Raw genomic sequence first — 18,037 nt, forward strand, 5'->3', positions numbered from 1 at the left:
AGACAACGATGAGTCTACCGATTAATATATCCAAAACTGCCATGAAAGCATTCCAGACAGGGATGGATAATATTGCGAATAATATTGCGAATGTAAATACTAATTCCTATAAAGCAAAAAATGTGAATTTCCAGGAACTGCTAGTCAATAATCAAACAGAAAATCAAAACTTGTTATTTTCTGAGGGGGTTGGGGATTTAGCGATTTCGACTGGGGTATCGAGCAATGTTTCCGGAATGGATCTTTCCCAAGGAAGTCTGGTCGAAAGTGCTGGCGATTTTCACCTGGCGATTTCCGGAGAGGGCTTCTTCAGAGTCAATGATGAGAATGGGAATGTCTTTTATACGCGGGATGGCGCATTCCAAGTGGGGCCGGATGGCGTGGTGACCAACTCAGCAGGGAATACCCTCGCAATCGAGCAAAATCTGTTGCCGACGCTGGATCTTACCGATGGGACCGTTTCGATTTCGGACAATGGCGAAATCTGGGTAGGAAGCAAAGGCGCTGCGACATTGGCGGGAAGGATTCCACTGTTTTATCCTGCATCTGCTGATGCACTAGTCCCGGCCGGAGAAAATCAATATGTAGTGGCGGAGGGGACGCGTATGTATTCCTCTGCAGAAGGTTTTACGTTGGGAGGCATCCAGCAAAACTTTTTGGAATCATCCAATGTCGATTTGGCAGCCGCATTCACCGATATGATTGTGACCCAACGCGCTTATTCAATGAACCTGAAAGCAGCGCAAACTTCAGATGAGATTATGGGTGTCATAAACGGATTCAAGAGATAATGTAGTAACGTGAAGGGATCTCCTGCGGGAGCAAAAGATGGAGGAAGAGAGAGAAGATGGCAATAATCGAAGTGGCTGGCGTAACAAAAGAATATCCTAGGGGCATCAAAAGTCTGAAGGATGTATCGGTTACCATCGAAGCAGGAGAGTTTGTGTATGTATTGGGCGCCAGTGGATCAGGGAAGTCCACTTTCATTAAATTACTTTATCGGGATATCAAACCCACAAAAGGAACGGTGACAGTTTGTGGACACAATGTCGGCAAAATGAATAATCACGTCATACACCATCTGCGGCGGGAAATTGGCATTGTGTTTCAGGATTGTAAATTGTTGGCTGGCAAAACAGTTTTTGAGAATATCGCTTTTGCGCTGGAGGTCATGGGAGAAGATAATGAGGCTATTTCGGATAAGGTACATCGCTCGCTTGAAACGGTGGGGTTGGCGGATAAAGCAAACAGTTATCCAGACCAACTGTCCGGCGGTGAAAAGCAACGGGTTGCGATTGCACGTGCTGTCGTACATTCTCCGAAAATCATTCTTGCGGATGAGCCTACAGGGAACTTGGACCCGCGGACTTCTCTGGAAATTTTCCGTTTGTTCTACAGAATCAACAAAAGTGGAACAACTATCCTGATGGCCACGCATGACCAAGGCATCATCGAAAATTTTCGTTTCCGGATTCTCGAGATGAAAGATGGCTATCTAATAAAAGATCAAGAGAAGAAACAGCAAAATACGCTTCAGTATGATTTCAAACGAAAAGAGTATTTCATCGTATAATAAATGGTGTTTTTTGATCCATAAAAAAGTGAGAGCTGTTGTGCATTCCTTTGCGCAGCAGTTTTTTGTTTATATTGATAAGCAAATTTTGTTATGGGATTTCCAACAAAGCACTATTAAATTTTCACAAACATTGCCGATTTAATGTTAAGGGCCTAAGTCATTCTTTTTGGAATGAAACAGGTAAGAAACAGTAAAGGGAAGTGAAAGAAGTGCAAGCATCAAATACAGCAGCAACAAGCGCAAAGTCAAAAACGAAAAGAAAATTTAAGATCCAATTATTGCAGTTTAAAAGCATCCGTACAAATCTACTTGTAGGATTCTCAATCATTGTCGTGGCTATCTTTTTGCTTGGATACAATAGTTACAATACATCCAAACAAATAAATGAGGATACTGACCGTATCGTGAATGTCAGTGTTCCAATTTTGGAACAGGCTGCTGAAGTCAGTTATTTAGTTGCAAGCCGTATGTCAGTTGTAAACAGCTATCTTTTATCAGGAGATCCGATCTATTTGGAATTGTTTGAAAACTATACCCAACAAAGTGAAGCTATCCAAGTCAGTATTTTGGAGGCCAACGGCAACAAACAGGTGATTGTGGAATTATTCGAAGGAATCGATGAATGGACCCGGATCACGCGAGAAGAAGTCATCAACGTGTATCAAGCAGGCAATCAGGAACAAGCCATAAATACAATGTTTGAGAAAGCAGAGCCACTTGCGATTGAAAATATTGGTGCCATGGAAGGAGCTCTTGATGCCAGAATTGCTTCTATTCATGAAGAGGGGGAAGCTGTTGTTGCCCATGGAGATCGAGCAATGAGAGTGACCTTCATCGTATCCATATTTGCATTATTGCTGAGTATCGCTATCGCATTATTGATTTCTTCCGATTTGATGAAGCGTATCAAGCTATTGATGGACAAAACAACCGAACTGACACAAGGAAAACTGAATGGAGAACCTATCGACATCAAACATTTTGACGAATTAGGCAAACTGGGTGATGCGATCAATCAAATGCAGCAACAGTTGAAAGCCATTATTGTAAGCATTTCAGAAGCATCACATACACTTGAGGAGAACAGTAGGGACCTCCATCAAGCTTCAAAAGAAGTGAAGATAGGCACTGAACAAGTGGCTATCACAATGCAGGAATTGGCGACAGGATCTGAAACCCAAGCAAGCAGCGCCAGCAACTTGGCGACTGTCATCGACGTCTTCAATGATGAGTTCCAAGCTGTTAATCGGAACACCATTCAAATTGCAGAAGGTTCTAAAGAAATCCTTGCAAATACAAATCAAGGCGAAGAACTGATGCAAAAATCAAGTCTGCAAATGAACATAATTCAGGACATCATGCAAGAGGCTGTCGATAAGATGAATATTTTGGAAAATCAGACCCAAGAAATCAACAAATTGGTCGGACTTATCCAAAATGTAGCGGATCAAACGAATTTACTGGCTTTGAATGCAGCAATAGAAGCCGCACGAGCTGGAGAACATGGCCGCGGCTTTGCGGTTGTAGCCGATGAAGTCAGAAAGCTGTCTGAACAAGTCGCCACTTCCGTCATGGACATTACAGGTTTTGTTGACACTATCCAAAAAGAATCAAAAAACGTAAGTTCATCCTTACAATCGGGCTATACCGAAGTGAAGTCGGGTGCTGCCCAGATTGATAAGACGAGCAATACATTCAATACGATGAAAATGCAATTGGACAGTATGGTGACGAATATTTCCGGCGTAACCAATAATTTGGCGCTGTTGGCTGAGAATACAAATAACATGAGTACGTCCATCGAAGAGATTGCTTCAATCTCGGAAGAATCCGCTGCTGGAGTCGAAGAGACATCGGCTGCCAGCCAGGAAATCAGCAGTTCCATGGAAGAAGTTTCGATGAATTCAGAAAGAATCGCAGGCCTTGCAGATCTGCTGAATCTGTTGGTCAAAGAATTTAAATTTTAATCCAAAAAACAGAAAACTCTCCAGTAAGCCGCTCAAGCTTACTGGAGAGTTTTTATCTTCATCAATTGTGAAGGGTTCATTCACTTATTCAATATAGATAGCCTGGCTGCCGAATTGCTCCCAAGAGGCAATGAATGCACTTTTTTCAACAGGTTGGTTTTTTTTGCCATAAGGATCATTTACGTAAAAAAAGGTATCATCATAGCCAACTACAACGACACTGTGCTCATTATAACTGATGCTGACTTCCCCGGTTGGCGTTTGCCACACTTCCATATCAGCTACTGGGGCATAGCTTGTGCTGGTGATTGTCCAGACTGGGTATCCTTGATTCAAGGCATCAATCACAGCCTCAAATGGGCTGCCGGTGATATCCTTTATGCGATCTGATGACACGAAATTAGAAGCTAAGATAGCTATCGGTCCATGGTAGACACTGAAACCAGAATTATAACCGGTAATGTCCCCTACGAAAGCATCGTTTGGGTTGCCGCGCAAGCCGTTTTCATAAATGATCGGAACAGAAGGGAGCCAAGCAGCGACATCATTTTTCGATACATCAACGTTGTTGTACTGCAGTATCATTGTAAGCGATGTCACCTCGCAACCATTATATAAAACAGGATGATCCATTTGGTTCAATAGAGGGACATCCAATAATACTTCTTTTGGAGCTTCTACTACAGCTGCCTGGTTATCCAAAACAGATGCACTTTCTGGGGGTGCAAGCCGGATGGATAATGTACTGACGATAATAATTATCAGCAACCCTCTTTTGAAAAGCGTTCGTTTCCGCATAATTAGCCTCCTTCGAGTAGTGATGTATTTATACAGTGCAAACAAACTGTTTGCACAATGCCAATGTAATAACTTATAAACCAAAATTAGAAATACCTGTATAATAGTCGGCAGCAATCGAATAAAGTTAACCCGTTCTCCCAAAAATTCGCTGAAACAATAGAACCGAATCAAGCATGGCACGATCTTTGAGAAAGGAATGCTCCCAAAGAACAGCTATACTTATTTTGTTGACTCTGCTATCATAATAATTAGATTGTAAGTGTATACAGGAAAGGAGGTGTTTCAATTGGGAACAATGAAAGATGTAGCTGCTCTAGCGAAGGTTGGCGTCGGTACCGTATCGCGTGTGCTGAACAATTCTGGAGCTGTAAAAGAATCGACCCGCAGAAAAGTGGAAGCGGCGATGAAAGAGTTGAATTATATTCCTAATGCCTATGCACGCGGCCTGAAGATGAACAAGACGCACACGATCGCATTGATCATTCCGACAATCTGGCATCCGTTTTTTGCCGAATTTGCCTATTATGTGGAGCGGAATTTGTCTGAACATAAGTACAAGATGCTGTTGTGCAACTCTGATGTCAGCAATGACAAGGAACTGGAATATATTCAGATGGTTCAAGAAAATAAAGTGGACGGCATCATCGGCATCACCTATTCGGATTTGGATAATTTTGTCTCGTCGCATTTGCCTTTCGTCACCATTGACCGTCATTTCAAGGAAGAAACGGTCTGTGTCACTTCGGACAACTTTCATGCAGGCCAGTTGGCTGTAGCAAAGTTGGTTGAGAAGGGTTGTAAAAAACTCGGGTATATCGGAACCCATTCACGCTTTCCGAGCGAGACGACAAAGAGAAGAGAAGGCTTTGTAGCGCAAGCTGAGCTTATGGAAATTCCTTATGCCATCTACGATGGGGAAGACCCAGTTATGGAATTCAAGCAGGAGATACGAACCTTTCTCGAAGAAAATCCGGATGTGGATGGCGTATTTGCCCACACAGATTTTATTGCTTTGGATATTCTGGAAGTTTTGGAAGAAATGAATCGCAAAGTGCCGGAGGAAGTGCAGATTATCGGATGCGATGGCATCAAGATGGAAGCCGGTCGCAGACAGATCGTATCGACAATCCGTCAGCCCGTTGACTTGATGGCCAAAGCCGCAGTCGAAAAAATCATCCAAGTGATCGATGGCGAACCCGTCAAAACGAAGATCACTTTGCCAGTCCATTACGTAGAAGGACCGACAACAAAAAATGAAATTTTAAAATAATATGTTTTTGGTATTGACAGAAAACGGTTACTGAATTATTATATGTTTAAAGCAAAAACATATTTTTTTGAAGCAAAGTGGAAACGTTTCAATTACCCATTAAACGTTTCCCTATTTTTGAAATCGCGGGCAGGCTGATGATTGATCAACCGCACCGATTTCAAAAGTAGCATGCCGATTCTTCAAAATTTATTTTTTTGAACTAAAGTGGAAACGTTTCAATTATCGAGCATGAATCTTTCCACATTTTTTTGAAGCAAAGTGGAAACGTTTCAATTTCCAAAAGGAGGAGTTAGATCAGTCATGAAAAAAAGCCAGACAAGCATCAAACCAAAGGGCACACAAACAAAATGGGAATTCATCAAACAGCACCGAATGCTCTACTATATGCTGTTGCCGGGACTGTTACTCACACTGGTATTTAAATATTTCCCGATGTACGGCATTCTCTTGGCTTTCAAGGATTACAACCCGCTGCGTGGGATCATGGGAAGCGAATGGGTGGGAGTGGAAAACTTCGTACAGTTCATCGACTCACCGAACTTCTCAGTGTTATTGGAGAATACGCTCAAAATAAGTATTTACGGACTGGTCTTGGGGTTCTTCCCGCCGATCCTCTTGGCATTATCCTTGAATCATCTGATCAGCACAAAATGGAAGAAGCGATTCCAACTGATTCTGTATGCACCGAACTTTATTTCCTTGGTGATTGTTGTGGGGATGCTGTTCATGTTCCTGGCCGCAGATGGCCCCATCAACGGATTTATTGAAACCATCACCGGTTCGCGGATCACGTTCATGACCGACCCGAATTATTTCCGGACTTTGTACATCCTATCCGGCATTTGGCAAGGAATGGGCTGGGCATCGGTCCTCTACACAGCCACACTGGCAAACGTCAGCCAAGATCTGATCGATGCAGCTCACATGGACGGCGCCAATATCTTGTACCGGATCTGGTACATCGATCTTCCGGCGCTACGCCCGATCATGGTCATCCAGTTCATCCTTTCTGTCGGGGGGATCATGAACGTTGGTTATGAGAAAGCTTTCCTGATGCAAACATCTATGAACCTACCTGTTTCGGAGATCATCTCGACCTACGTCTACAAAGTCGGGTTGCAAATGGGGGATTACGGATATTCAACGGCAGTCGGGTTATTCAATACAGTCATCAATGTCATCTTGCTGTTGGCCGTAAACATGATAGCGAACAAAGTAAACAATGATGACGCGGCTTTATAGAGAGAGGAGAACAAAATGATAACGTTGACAAAATTTGACCGCAGCGTCCTGCTGCTGAACCGCATTCTGATAGGGCTTCTGGTATTGATCACTCTATCGCCGTTGCTGTATGTATTGATTGCTTCCTTCATGGATCCCTTCATTCTCCGCTCGCAAGGCCTGAGTCTGAATCCTGCGAATTGGAGTTTGGATGGCTATAATCGGGTGCTGAAGGACCCGGCAATCATAAGAGGTTTTGTGAATTCGATTTTCTATTCGTTCACTTACAGTGCATTGACCGTGGGGGTATCGATCTTGACTGCCTATCCTTTATCAAGAAAAAAACTGGTAGGCAAACGACCGCTAACAATCTTTTTTATAATCACGATGTTCGTAGGTGGCGGGTTGGTTCCTACTTATTTATTAGTGAAAAACCTGGGCATGTTGAACACCGTCTGGGCAATTGTCCTTCCAGGCTCAATCAATGTTTGGAACATTATCTTGGCTCGGACGTACTTTCAACAATTGCCCGCCGAGTTGGAGGAGGCAGCCATCATTGATGGCGCGAATGAACTGCAGATATTCTTTAAGATCATGCTGCCATTGGCGAAACCAATCATCTTCGTATTGTTCCTCTACGCTTTCGTGGGTCAGTGGAATTCTTACTTCGATGCCATGATTTACCTGAATGATGCGGACCTGCAGCCACTCCAAATTGTGCTGCGAAAAATACTGATTCAAAATCAACCACAACAAGATATGATCGGATCGGCGACTCAAATGGCGGAAATGGCCCAGTTGGCCGAACTGATTAAATACTCAACAATCGTCATCTCCAGCTTACCGCTTCTGATCATGTATCCATTCTTCCAGAAGTACTTCGATAAAGGGATGATGGCAGGTTCACTCAAAGGTTAGGCAATACGCAACACAAAATAAATACACTATAAAGGAGAAATACAAAATGAGAGTAAAATACCTTGGCACAGCACTATTATCCACAGCAACAGTCCTGACTTTAGCAGCATGCGGTTCTTCCGGCGGGGCCTCTTCCCCCGATTACGAATTGACCAATGTCTCGTTCCCTTTGGAGGAAGAAGTGACCTTGAAGATGTCCACTTCCAGTTCTCCGTTGGCACCGGCTGATCCGAATGAGAAGTTGATCTTCCAGCGTTTGCAGGAGCAATCGGGCGTGCAAGTCGAATGGAAAAACTATTCTTCGGATTACATTGAAAAAAGAAATCTGGACATTTCCAGCGGCGACTTGCCTGATGCCATGTGGAATGCCGGCGCCAGCGACTACGATCTACTTTCTTGGGCGGAAGACGGCATCATCATTCCCTTGGAAGACCTGATCAATGAACATATGCCGAACTTCAAAAAGGTATTGGACGAAAACCCGGAATACCTGGCCATGATCACAGCGCCGGACGGCCATATCTACTCGCTGCCATGGATCGAAGAATTGGGCCAGGATAAAGAGTCCATCCATACCGTAAATGATATTCCGTGGATCAATGTGGATTGGTTGGAAGCATTGGGCTTGGAGATGCCGCAAACAACGGAAGAATTGATGGTTGTATTGGAAGCATTCAAAACCCAAGACCCCAACGGCAATGGCAAAGCGGATGAAATCCCGATGTCCTTCATCAATGATGGCGGAAATGAAGACATGAAGTTCCTCTTCGGCGCATTTGGCATCGGCGACAACGATGATCACTTGGTAGTCAATGATGACGGCACAATCGACTTTACTGCCGACAACGAAGAATTCAAAAATGGCGTCACTTATTTCAACGAACTGTATAATAAAAACCTGATCGATGTGGAAGCTTTTGAACAGGATTGGAATGCCTACGTGGCGAAAGGGAAAGAGCAACTGTTCGGCGTGTATTTCTCATGGGATAAAGCCAACGTTTCCGGAGCGAACGATTCCTACGAGCCGCTTCCTGCGCTGGCTGGTCCGAGCGGAGAAAAACACGTTACGCGTACGAACGGCTTCGGATTCAGCCGTGACCGTTTCGTCATCACAAGCGCCAACAAAAATCTGGAATTGACTGCCAAATGGGCAGATCAAATGTACGTGCCGATCCAATCTGTGCAGAACAACTGGGGTACTTACGGAGATGAGACGCAGCAAAATATCTTTGAATACGTTGAAGCAACCAAATCATTGAAACACCTGCCGCTGGAAGGCACTGCACCGGGCGAATTGCGCCAAAAAACAGAAGCTGGCGGACCTTTGGCAATCTTGGATGAATACTACGGAACTGTGACGACGATGCCGGATGATGCGCAATGGCGTTTGGACATCTTCAAAGACACGTACTTGGCTGATGTTCATAATCAATTCAATTATCCACGCGTATTCTTGTCATTGGAACAGGCAGACCGGATTGCTCAAATCGAAGCGGATTTGATGCCGTTCGTCAACAGAAAACGTGCAGAATGGATCGCTAACGGCAAAATTGCCGAAGAATGGGATGCCTATGTAGAAGAGCTGAACCGTTTGGGATTGGAAGAATGGATGCAGATCAAACAAGATGCTTATGATACATACCTATCAAACAATAAATAACCATAAAGAAAATAAAACAAATCCAAGAAATGAGGGGTAGCGTGAGCATTCAAAGTCAAGTGGCCTATTCAACAGAGCGGGCCAACCGATACATAGCAGAAAATAAAGGGGCGGTGAATCCACTTTACCGGAATCACTACCATGCATCACCGCCAGTGGGCTGGATGAACGATCCGAACGGCTTCGTCCAGTACCAAGGGGCGTACCACCTGTTTTATCAATTCCATCCCTATGATGCGAAATGGGGCCCGATGCATTGGGGCCACATGAAGTCGACGGACTTGATCAATTGGGAAGACTTGCCTGTCGCCTTGGCGCCGGATCAAGCGTATGACCGGTCCGGTTGTTTCTCAGGAAGCGCCATTGAGCGGGACGGAAAACTGTATCTGCTTTATACAGGTGTGACCGAAGCCAATGAAGAAGGCGTCCATCACCAGGTGCAGTGCCTGGCGGTGTCGGAGGATGGTCTGCACTTCGAGAAAGTGCAGCAAAATCCGGTCATCCCGGTTGCGGCTTTACCGGCAGATGCTTCCCAGATCGATTTCCGGGATCCTAAAGTTTTCGAACACGAAGGCATGTACTATACGGTAGTCGCCTCCAAGGCTGGCGACGAGACAGGGCAGATTTTGCTTTACCAATCTGCTGACTTGGTGGAATGGGAGTTTGCCTCCGTCTTCCTGAAGGGGAACAAAGAGCAAGGGATCATGTGGGAATGCCCGGATTTCTTCCACTTGGATGGGAAAGATTGCCTGATCTTCTCGCCGATGCAATGGCCGCAGGATGGGGACGACTATCAGAATCTGAATGCGTCGGTACTGGCTGTCGGCGAGGTGGATTGGGCGACGAAACAGTTCCACCCGGAAAGTTATCAAGAATTGGATCACGGTTTGGATTACTATGCTCCCCAAAGCCTTGAGGACGACAAAGGCAGAAGGATCTGCATCGGTTGGATGCAGATGTGGGGAAGAAATTTCCCGACAGATGAGCTGGGCCACGGCTGGACAGGATCGATGACGATCCCGAGAGAGCTGAAATGGGAAGATGGCAAGTTGAAGCAATATCCGATCGGCATCGTAGCGAACAGCGGCAATCAGGGAGAAATCAGCCCGGTGATCACGATGGCAGATGCCAAAGAAACAATCCCTGGTATCGCAGGGGATTGCGGATTGCTGACGCTGAAAGTGGACACGTCCGGATTGGAAAAACTGTCCATCCATCTCCGTGAGAACGAGAACGAAAGAACCATAGTCTACTATGACAAAGCAAAGAATGAATTGGGAATCGATCGATCCGCAAGCGGCATCGAACTGAAGGGGGAGGAAGCACACCCTCCTGTCAGCCGGAAAGTAGCATTGCCCGGAAAGAGCGATCATCTTGAACTCGCCATTTACTTAGACCGTTCGTCGGTTGAAGTGTTTGAGAAAAACGGCGAAGCGGTCATGACCGCGAATGTTTATCCTACCGAAAAAGCGACAGGCATTTCCTTTGAGTGCAGCGGCAAAGCGGTATTTGAGGAAGCAACTTTTACGCCCTTCATTTAATCGGGTGTGCAGTTAGCTGTGCCGGACAAATATTTTAGGAATGAAGGAGACGTTATGCGGAGAGTTTATACGATTGGAGAAATACTGATTGATTTTTTCCCGAGTGAAATCGGCGTACCCTTGAAAGAGGTCCAAAGCTTTACCAAGCAGCCGGGAGGTGCGCCGGCGAATGTGGCTGTAACGGTCAGCCGCTTGGGTGGAAATGCGAGTTTCATCGGCAAAGTGGGCCAAGATGCCTTCGGTGATTATCTAACCGATGTCCTCAAACAGAATCAGGTGGATATCCGTCACCTTTTCAGGACCGCTGAGGCAAACACGGCGTTGGCGTTTGTGTCGCTCCAGGAAAATGGGGAACGCGAATTTAGTTTCTACCGCAATCCCAGCGCGGATATGCTGTTGGACAAGGAAGAGCTGAATGAGCTTGTTTTCAGCGCCGAAGATATTCTGCATTTTTGCTCGGTCGATCTGATCGAAGCACCCGTAAAGTATGCGCATCTTGCGGCTCTGGAAAAAATGCAGCAGGCAGGCGGGACAATCGTTTTTGATCCGAATGTCCGCTTGAATCTCTGGCCGGATCCGGAAATGCTGAAGCAAACGATCCAGGAATTCCTGCCATATGCGGACATCCTGAAAATCAGTAATGATGAATTGGCCTTCATAACAGGCAAAGATTCAGAAGCTGATGGGCTAGCGGCATTGCTGAAGACGGAGCCGAAATTGTTGATCTATACAAAAGGTGGCAAGGGAGCGGACCTGTACTTCAAAGGTGAGAAGGCCAGTGTTGAAGGAATCAGCGTCAAAGCGGTTGATACGACAGGAGCAGGTGACTCGTTCATCGGTGCTTTCCTCTATCAGATCGCCGGCAAGGATGCTTGGGAAGACTGCAGTTTGGATGAAATCCGCGAGATGGGCACGTTCGCCAATCGTGTGGCAGCGTTGGTGACGACGCGACCAGGCGGCATGCAATCCATCCCGACCATGCAGCAAGTGTTAGGGTTAGAAGTATAATAAATGCAGCACTGAATTTATGCTCAGAAATAACCTGCAAAAACCATGTTAGCGGGGAAATCAGTTCGAATCACAGTCAGAAAACCCGCCAAAAACTGACTTGATGGGGAAATTGTCCACAGTAACCTCAATATTTCCCATCAAAATCACCTTCACGGGGAATCTCGAGACGAACTCGAACCCAAAAACAAACAATTAGACACTCAGATCATCAAACCACAAGAAACCGGGTTGCCTCAAACGAGGCAACCCGGTTTCTTGTGGTTGAGTATCAGTTGAAGACATTATTCCCCTAATATCTTCATGAACTCCGCACCGGTGATGGTCTCTTCGACCAGCAGGTGGTGGGACAGCTCATGCAGCTTCTCGCTATTTTCGTTCAATATGGCAATGGCTTTTTCGTGGGCCTGCTTGATGATGTCCAGCACTTCGCGGTCAACCTGCTCGGCCATCCCGGCGGACACATTCATGGAAGTGTCGCCGCCCAAATATTTGTTGGTCTGGGTTTCAATCTGCATCATGTCGAACGTGTCGCTCATCCCGTAGCGCGTGATCATGGCGCGCGCCATCCGGGTCATCTGCTCGATATCGTTTGACGCCCCGGTCGTGATGCTCCCGAAGACGATCTCTTCTGCGGCGCGACCGCCTGCCAGCGTCACGATTTTATTGAACAATTCCTGTTTCGTCATCAGCGATTTTTCGCCTTCCTCGATCTGCATCGTGTAGCCCAAAGCACCGGAAGTACGCGGAATGATTGTGATCTTGTGGACCGGCGCGGATTCCGTCTGTTTGGCCGCTACCAGCGCATGGCCGATTTCATGGTAAGAAACGATTTCCTTTTCTTTCGGAGAAATGACCGCATTTTTGCGTTGGTAACCGGCGATGACGGTTTCCACTGATTCTTCCAAATCACTTTGGGTGACGGCGTTGCGGCCCTCACGGACTGCCCTCAGGCCACCCTCGTTGATGATGTTCGCCAATTCGGCACCGGAAGCACCGGATGTGGCGCGGGCAATCGTATTGTAATTGATGGAAGGATCCATCTTGTAGTTCGTTGCATGCACTTTCAGGATGGCTTCGCGTCCTGCCAAGTCCGGTAGTTCGACCGGTACGCGACGGTCAAAACGACCCGGGCGCAGTAGGGCAGCATCAAGGGATTCCGGACGGTTGGTGGCGGCAAGAAGAATGATGCCTTTGTTGGCTTCGAAGCCGTCCATTTCCGCCAGCAGTTGGTTCAAGGTCTGCTCACGCTCATCATTACCCCCGCCGAAGCTACCATTATCGCGTTTCTTACCGATCGTATCGATCTCATCGATGAAGACGATGCAGGGGGCTTTCTCGTTGGCTTCCTTGAACAGGTCGCGGACTTTGGCGGCACCGCGTCCGACGAACATTTCGACGAATTCGGAACCTGAAATGCTGAAGAACGGCACATCGGCTTCGCCTGCGACAGCGCGGGCCAACAAGGTTTTACCGGTTCCGGGAGGTCCGACCAGCAGGATACCTTTCGGATTCTTGGCACCGATATCTTGGTATTTTTTCGGTTGATGCAGGTAATCGACGACTTCGCTAAGCGCTTCTTTGGCTTCGTCCTGTCCGGCTACATCCTTAAATGTTTTCGAATCGCCTGCCTTCACGTAGACTTTGGCATTCGACTTGCCGAATGACAATGCGCCACCGGCTCCGCCGCCCATCCGTTTCGCCATCTGTTTCCCTAACAGGCTACCCAATCCCCAGAACAGCAGGAGCGGTAAGACCCAAGAAACCAAGATGGAAAGGATCGGGGAGGCTTCAGTCGGGATATCCTTGCTGAAGGTCACGTCGGCTTCCTCCAGACGGGTGACGAGTGTCGGATCATCGATCAGGCCAGTGATGTAGACTTGTTTGTCGCCCGCGTCATCGGTCGCGACGAAGGTGATCTGGGTTTCCTCCAGTTTGACTTCGGAAACGTCACCCGTCGATACCTGGTTCAGGAACGTGCTGTAAGTCACTTCCTCCACGCTTCGGTTCATATAGCTAGGCAATACAAAATAGTTCAGGAACATCAGGACGCTCAATGCCATCAACAAGTAATAGGCTGTCGTTCTGCGTTTATCGGGGTTTTCGTTGTTCAAATTCACATTCCATTTTCGATTGTTTTTATTTTTGTCATCTGCCATTTATGTCAGTTCAATCCTCTCTTTGGTGTTCGTTCATTTCCTGTATTAAAAGCTGCAGTTCCTTGATGCCGACTGCAATTTTTTCAAGCCGCTCCTCGGACACGCCTTCCATCAGCAAGCAGTATTTGCTTTCAATATCCTGCTCCATTTTCTGAAGGATCGCTTGGCCATTCGGGGTGAGTTTCAGTGTGATGAAACGTTCGTCGTCCGCGCGCCGTTCCCGCGTCAGATAGCCTTGCTGTTCCAGCTTTTTGCAGATTGTGGAGACGTTGCCGTTGTTCATGTCCATCACCTTCGCCAAACGGTTGAGTGACAGATCTTCGCTCAGCTTGATTTCCATCAAAATCCGCAATTGCAGCGGGGTGATGCAATAGTCTTTAGCGACCGGGCACATCACGGTATCCTTGGAAACTTGGATGGTCCGCATCAAATCCCAGATCTCTTTTTTTAAAAAATCAATTTTCATTTTGAAATCCGCTCCTTTTCCGGATAATAGTTGTGATGTAAAAATATTTTAAATCAAAACTATTATTTGTGCAAGCGGTTCAACTTGTTCTTAAGCAAATCCTAAAGGTTCATCCTCAGCAGGAATGATGTGAACCTACTATAGAGCTAGTGTGTGAAGAAATCGTGAAGATGCTTGAAATAATTTCATAAGAAATGTTTGCGGCGTGCGCCGCTCTTCGGAGGAGAGTAGCCGGAAGGGGCTTCAGCTCCGACGAGAGCGCCCTCGTCGGAGGAACGCTCAAAAAAATTGCCCCAGCTCCGAGGAAGCCCGTCTCCCCGGAGGTGAGCACCCGGAATGCGGGGCGAACTCCGGCGAAGCCTGCGTTCACCGGAGGAAACAAAAAAACGCACGCAAGCGATTCAGCGGGGCAGCCCCCGCGCGCTTGCGTGCGACAAAACATTCTAGTGGATATTTATTTGGTACAAAATAAAAGCTTATTAATCTCTGAAGCGATTCGCGTATCTAAGCAGTCCGTAAATAATAATTGCAACTACTGTCCCACTGATCAAAGCCAATATCGGATGGACTTGCAGGAAAGCAAAATAGAAAAAAATAGTCGTGATAAGAAAAACGCCCAAACTAATGAAAGCAATTTTTTTGTGGGTCATTTTTTCCTTGTCCTCCATAGGACCACTTACATTCACAGACAGAACAACCAGCGTGTATGTACCTATCGCAAAGACGGCCCAGAGCGGGTTGCCATATGTAAAGACGCCGCTTGTATCTTGTGACTTGATAATTTGATAAACCAGAAAAATCAGGATCGCTAAGTTTTGAACTATCCAAGCAATGCGTATGTTCATCAGATTCCTCAGGATAAGCCGTTCATCTTTAATTTTTTTCATTTTCAGTTGCTCCTTCCAATTGTTCGATCCAAAAAACGTCATCCAATGTTTTGTTGAGTGCATAGCAGAGTTGAAGACAGAGTTTGAGCGAGGGGTTGTACTCGGATTTTTCTATAAGACTTAAGGTTTGCCTTGTAATCCCCGCATAGTCTGCAAGTTCTTTTTGTGAAAGATTTTTCTCTATTCTGAATTTTTTCACATGATTTTCCACCGGGCAGTCTCCTTGTCGTGTAATATATATCTTCCGTATATGTAAAATATATATTACTTTTTCTGTTTGTAAAGTCATTTCAAAAGACCATTCATAGCATAGCTACCGTGCGAATGCTTCCTGTTGCCGCCGCCGCTGTGTATAATGAAAGAGAGAAATCTTGTGATTACGAAAAAAGGACTGATGATCAGTATGAAAGCATATAAATATATCCAAACGCCGCTGGGGAAATACTTGCTGGCTGAAAACGGCAAGGGCATCACGTTTCTGGAGCATGTTGCATTGGAATTGGATCCGCGGATCGAGAAGGAAATCGCGGCTGGAGAAATGGTTGAGGCGGACACGCCGTTATTGATGGAAGGGGAGCGTCAGCTGCAGGAGTATTTCAATGGTGAGCGTCAGGAGTTCGAGCTGCCTTTGGATGCAGCCGGTACGCCTTTCCAATTGAAAGTGTGGGAAGCCTTGCGCCAAATCCCTTACGGCGAGACGCGCAGCTACAAGGAAATAGCCATCGCTGTCGAAAACCCGAAAGGCGTCCGCGCAATCGGCATGGCCAACAACCGTAACCCGATATCGGTCATCACCCCTTGCCACCGCGTCATCGGCACGAACGGGAAACTAATTGGGTATGCCGGTGGGTTGCATTTGAAGGAATATTTGCTGAATCATGAGACAAAGGTTGCAATCGAAAATGCCACTGTCTAAGTTGAGTTCTGAATGATTGGGAGAAACGATTCTCAATTAAACAGCTGATTCTCAATAAGATGAAAATAAACGTACATATGTGCTTTCGTAAGATCATGAGGAAACAGTACCTGAAGAAACAGCTTCAGGTTGCGAACAATGAAAAATCAAATTAGAAATGCAAAAAGAGTCCGGGACAACACGTTCCGGGCTCTTTTATTTGAATAGACTTACGCGATACGCAAATGAAGCAATGAAATATTGAGGATAAATAAAATAAACTTCTGACTAACTAATTAGAGGTTTGTTTGTAATCGTTATCATCATAAGTTAAACCTATGATTTAGATAAAAATGATTGATTGGATATTTGGTTAACCAGAATTTATACTTCAGATATCAAGTTGAGTAATGAGCAATCAATAGAACTGCAGTCTATATGAACTTGTTACTAAAAAGGATTCAACTGGATAACCACAAATCCATGGATAATTGAAAACGCAAACATTTGGAGGGACGATATGTTAAGAGAGCTACAATGCAGCATCTTTCGAGGCGGCACAAGCAAAGGTGCATTCGTAATGGAAGAAGATTTACCGGAAAACAAAGAGGAACGTGATCAGATCCTGTTAAAAATCATGGGCAGCCCTGATCAACGCCAAATTGATGGTTTGGGTGGGGCAGTCTCCACGACCAGTAAAGTCGCCATCATTTCAAAAGAGACTGCAGAAGATTGGGACATCAACTATACATTTGCGCAGGTTCAGATCGATAAACCTTTTGTCTCCTATGCAGGGAACTGCGGGAACATTTCATCTGCTGTAGGAGTCTTCGCACTTGAAAATAATCTGGTGGATATTACCTCCCCAATCACGACTGTCAGGGTATATAATACAAACACAAAGAAAATCATTCACGAGCATATCCCTACTCCTAACGGAGAGATCACCTATGAAGGCGACTTCAGTATCTCAGGTGTTCCCGGAACTGGCTCGAAGATCGAACTGGAATTTTTGAATCCGGAAGGTTCCTTCACCGGCAAATTGTTGCCGACAGGGCAAACCAAAGACGTGCTTGAAATCGAAGATTACGGAGATGTCGAAGTATCGATCGTCGATGCGGCAAACCCGTTGGTGTATGTGAGAGCGGGAGATATCGGCTTTATCGGATCCGAAACGGCAGCCGTGATCGATGCTGATCCAGCGAATCTTGAACTGTTGGAAAAAATCAGGGGAGAAGCAGCCGTCAAAATGGGCTTGGCTGATAAATGGGAAGAAGCCGCTACGGTGACGCCGGGAGTGCCCAAAATGACGATCGTGTCAGCAGCGCAGGATTTCATTACCGACAGCGGGAAAGAAATAAAGGCATCCGAATATGACCTTTCTATCCGGATGATGAGCATGCAGAAAGCCCACAAAACCATCGCTTTGACGGGTGCTTTGTGCACAGCCGCAGCCTGCGCAATCCCGGGTACCATCCCGAATGAAGTGTTGGGGAACGAAAATGTGAAAAATGAGCTCGTGCTTGGGCACAGCGACGGCCTCATTTCCGTAGCCATGAAGTACAAGAACGAAGATGGAAAAATCAAAATTGAATCCGTATCGAGCCACAGGACCGCGAGAAAAATCATGGTCGGTAAAGTCTACTATCAAGGATAGAAATAACA

The 18,037-nt window shown here is 46.0% G+C and carries 16 protein-coding genes; 11 read left to right on the forward strand and 5 right to left on the reverse strand.

Annotation, left to right across the window (positions count from 1 at the left end; all coding sequences use genetic code 11):
- Positions 1 to 8: 8 nt before the first annotated feature.
- The 3 genes from C7R56_RS06250 (at position 9) to C7R56_RS06260 (ending at position 3,543) form a co-directional block, all read left to right on the forward strand.
- Positions 9 to 791, forward strand: coding sequence for a flagellar hook-basal body protein (locus tag C7R56_RS06250; RefSeq protein ID WP_107995700.1), 783 nt, complete (start codon positions 9 to 11; stop codon positions 789 to 791).
- Positions 792 to 847: 56 nt separating this feature from the next.
- Positions 848 to 1,573, forward strand: a complete 726-nt coding sequence (ftsE, locus tag C7R56_RS06255) for a cell division ATP-binding protein FtsE (RefSeq protein ID WP_107995701.1) — start codon at positions 848 to 850, stop codon at positions 1,571 to 1,573.
- 212 nt (positions 1,574 to 1,785) lie between these two features.
- A complete protein-coding gene (locus C7R56_RS06260; protein ID WP_107995702.1) occupies positions 1,786 to 3,543 on the forward strand; it encodes a methyl-accepting chemotaxis protein in 1,758 nt (585 codons plus the stop codon).
- Positions 3,544 to 3,627: 84 nt separating this feature from the next.
- Here the strand turns inward: C7R56_RS06260 and C7R56_RS06265 are convergent, their stop codons facing one another.
- The gene (locus tag C7R56_RS06265) at positions 3,628 to 4,341 is read right to left on the reverse strand and encodes a C39 family peptidase (protein ID WP_107995703.1); all 714 of its coding nucleotides are present in this window, start codon (positions 4,339 to 4,341) and stop codon (positions 3,628 to 3,630) included.
- Between the two features lie 298 nt (positions 4,342 to 4,639).
- Between C7R56_RS06265 and C7R56_RS06270 the strand changes: the two genes are divergently transcribed.
- The 6 genes from C7R56_RS06270 to C7R56_RS06295 all read left to right on the forward strand — a co-directional run bounded on the left by C7R56_RS06270 (position 4,640) and on the right by C7R56_RS06295 (position 11,965).
- On the forward strand, positions 4,640 to 5,614 hold the full coding sequence (locus C7R56_RS06270; RefSeq protein ID WP_107995790.1) for a LacI family DNA-binding transcriptional regulator: 975 nt from the start codon (positions 4,640 to 4,642) through the stop codon (positions 5,612 to 5,614).
- Positions 5,615 to 5,938: 324 nt separating this feature from the next.
- Positions 5,939 to 6,859, forward strand: coding sequence for an ABC transporter permease (locus C7R56_RS06275; RefSeq protein WP_407701480.1), 921 nt, complete (start codon positions 5,939 to 5,941; stop codon positions 6,857 to 6,859).
- 15 nt (positions 6,860 to 6,874) lie between these two features.
- Positions 6,875 to 7,756 (forward strand): carbohydrate ABC transporter permease, encoded by an 882-nt coding sequence (locus C7R56_RS06280; protein WP_086985774.1) that lies wholly within the window; start codon positions 6,875 to 6,877, stop codon positions 7,754 to 7,756.
- Positions 7,757 to 7,802: 46 nt separating this feature from the next.
- Positions 7,803 to 9,416 (forward strand): type 2 periplasmic-binding domain-containing protein, encoded by a 1,614-nt coding sequence (locus tag C7R56_RS06285; RefSeq protein WP_107995705.1) that lies wholly within the window; start codon positions 7,803 to 7,805, stop codon positions 9,414 to 9,416.
- Between the two features lie 47 nt (positions 9,417 to 9,463).
- On the forward strand, positions 9,464 to 10,957 hold the full coding sequence (locus C7R56_RS06290) for a glycoside hydrolase family 32 protein (protein WP_407701481.1): 1,494 nt from the start codon (positions 9,464 to 9,466) through the stop codon (positions 10,955 to 10,957).
- A 54-nt stretch (positions 10,958 to 11,011) separates the two neighbouring features.
- Positions 11,012 to 11,965, forward strand: a complete 954-nt coding sequence (locus tag C7R56_RS06295) for a carbohydrate kinase family protein (protein WP_107995707.1) — start codon at positions 11,012 to 11,014, stop codon at positions 11,963 to 11,965.
- A gap of 284 nt (positions 11,966 to 12,249) precedes the next feature.
- Here C7R56_RS06295 and ftsH read toward each other — a convergent pair whose 3' ends face one another.
- From ftsH to C7R56_RS06315, 4 genes are all read right to left on the reverse strand, one after another.
- Positions 12,250 to 14,124 (reverse strand): ATP-dependent zinc metalloprotease FtsH, encoded by a 1,875-nt coding sequence (gene ftsH, locus C7R56_RS06300; protein ID WP_107995708.1) that lies wholly within the window; start codon positions 14,122 to 14,124, stop codon positions 12,250 to 12,252.
- A 10-nt stretch (positions 14,125 to 14,134) separates the two neighbouring features.
- Entirely contained in the window at positions 14,135 to 14,590 is a 456-nt protein-coding gene (locus C7R56_RS06305; RefSeq protein WP_107995709.1) for a MarR family winged helix-turn-helix transcriptional regulator, read from the reverse strand.
- Between the two features lie 479 nt (positions 14,591 to 15,069).
- Positions 15,070 to 15,477, reverse strand: a complete 408-nt coding sequence (locus C7R56_RS06310; protein ID WP_107995710.1) for a hypothetical protein — start codon at positions 15,475 to 15,477, stop codon at positions 15,070 to 15,072.
- Positions 15,464 to 15,688, reverse strand: a complete 225-nt coding sequence (locus tag C7R56_RS06315) for a helix-turn-helix transcriptional regulator (RefSeq protein WP_107995711.1) — start codon at positions 15,686 to 15,688, stop codon at positions 15,464 to 15,466. Before C7R56_RS06315 ends, C7R56_RS06310 begins: the two co-directional genes overlap by 14 nt.
- A gap of 162 nt (positions 15,689 to 15,850) precedes the next feature.
- Here C7R56_RS06315 and C7R56_RS06320 point away from each other — a divergent pair, with 162 nt between their 5' ends.
- Positions 15,851 to 16,393 carry a methylated-DNA--[protein]-cysteine S-methyltransferase gene (locus tag C7R56_RS06320; RefSeq protein WP_327229079.1) on the forward strand — a complete coding sequence of 181 codons (543 nt, stop codon included), beginning with the start codon at positions 15,851 to 15,853 and terminating at the stop codon, positions 16,391 to 16,393.
- A gap of 499 nt (positions 16,394 to 16,892) precedes the next feature.
- The gene (locus C7R56_RS06325) at positions 16,893 to 18,029 is read left to right on the forward strand and encodes a 2-methylaconitate cis-trans isomerase PrpF family protein (RefSeq protein WP_107995712.1); all 1,137 of its coding nucleotides are present in this window, start codon (positions 16,893 to 16,895) and stop codon (positions 18,027 to 18,029) included.
- Positions 18,030 to 18,037: the final 8 nt, after the last annotated feature.

Origin of the sequence: Trichococcus paludicola (genome assembly GCF_003052295.1) — a bacterium.
Taxonomy (GTDB): domain Bacteria; phylum Bacillota; class Bacilli; order Lactobacillales; family Aerococcaceae; genus Trichococcus; species Trichococcus paludicola.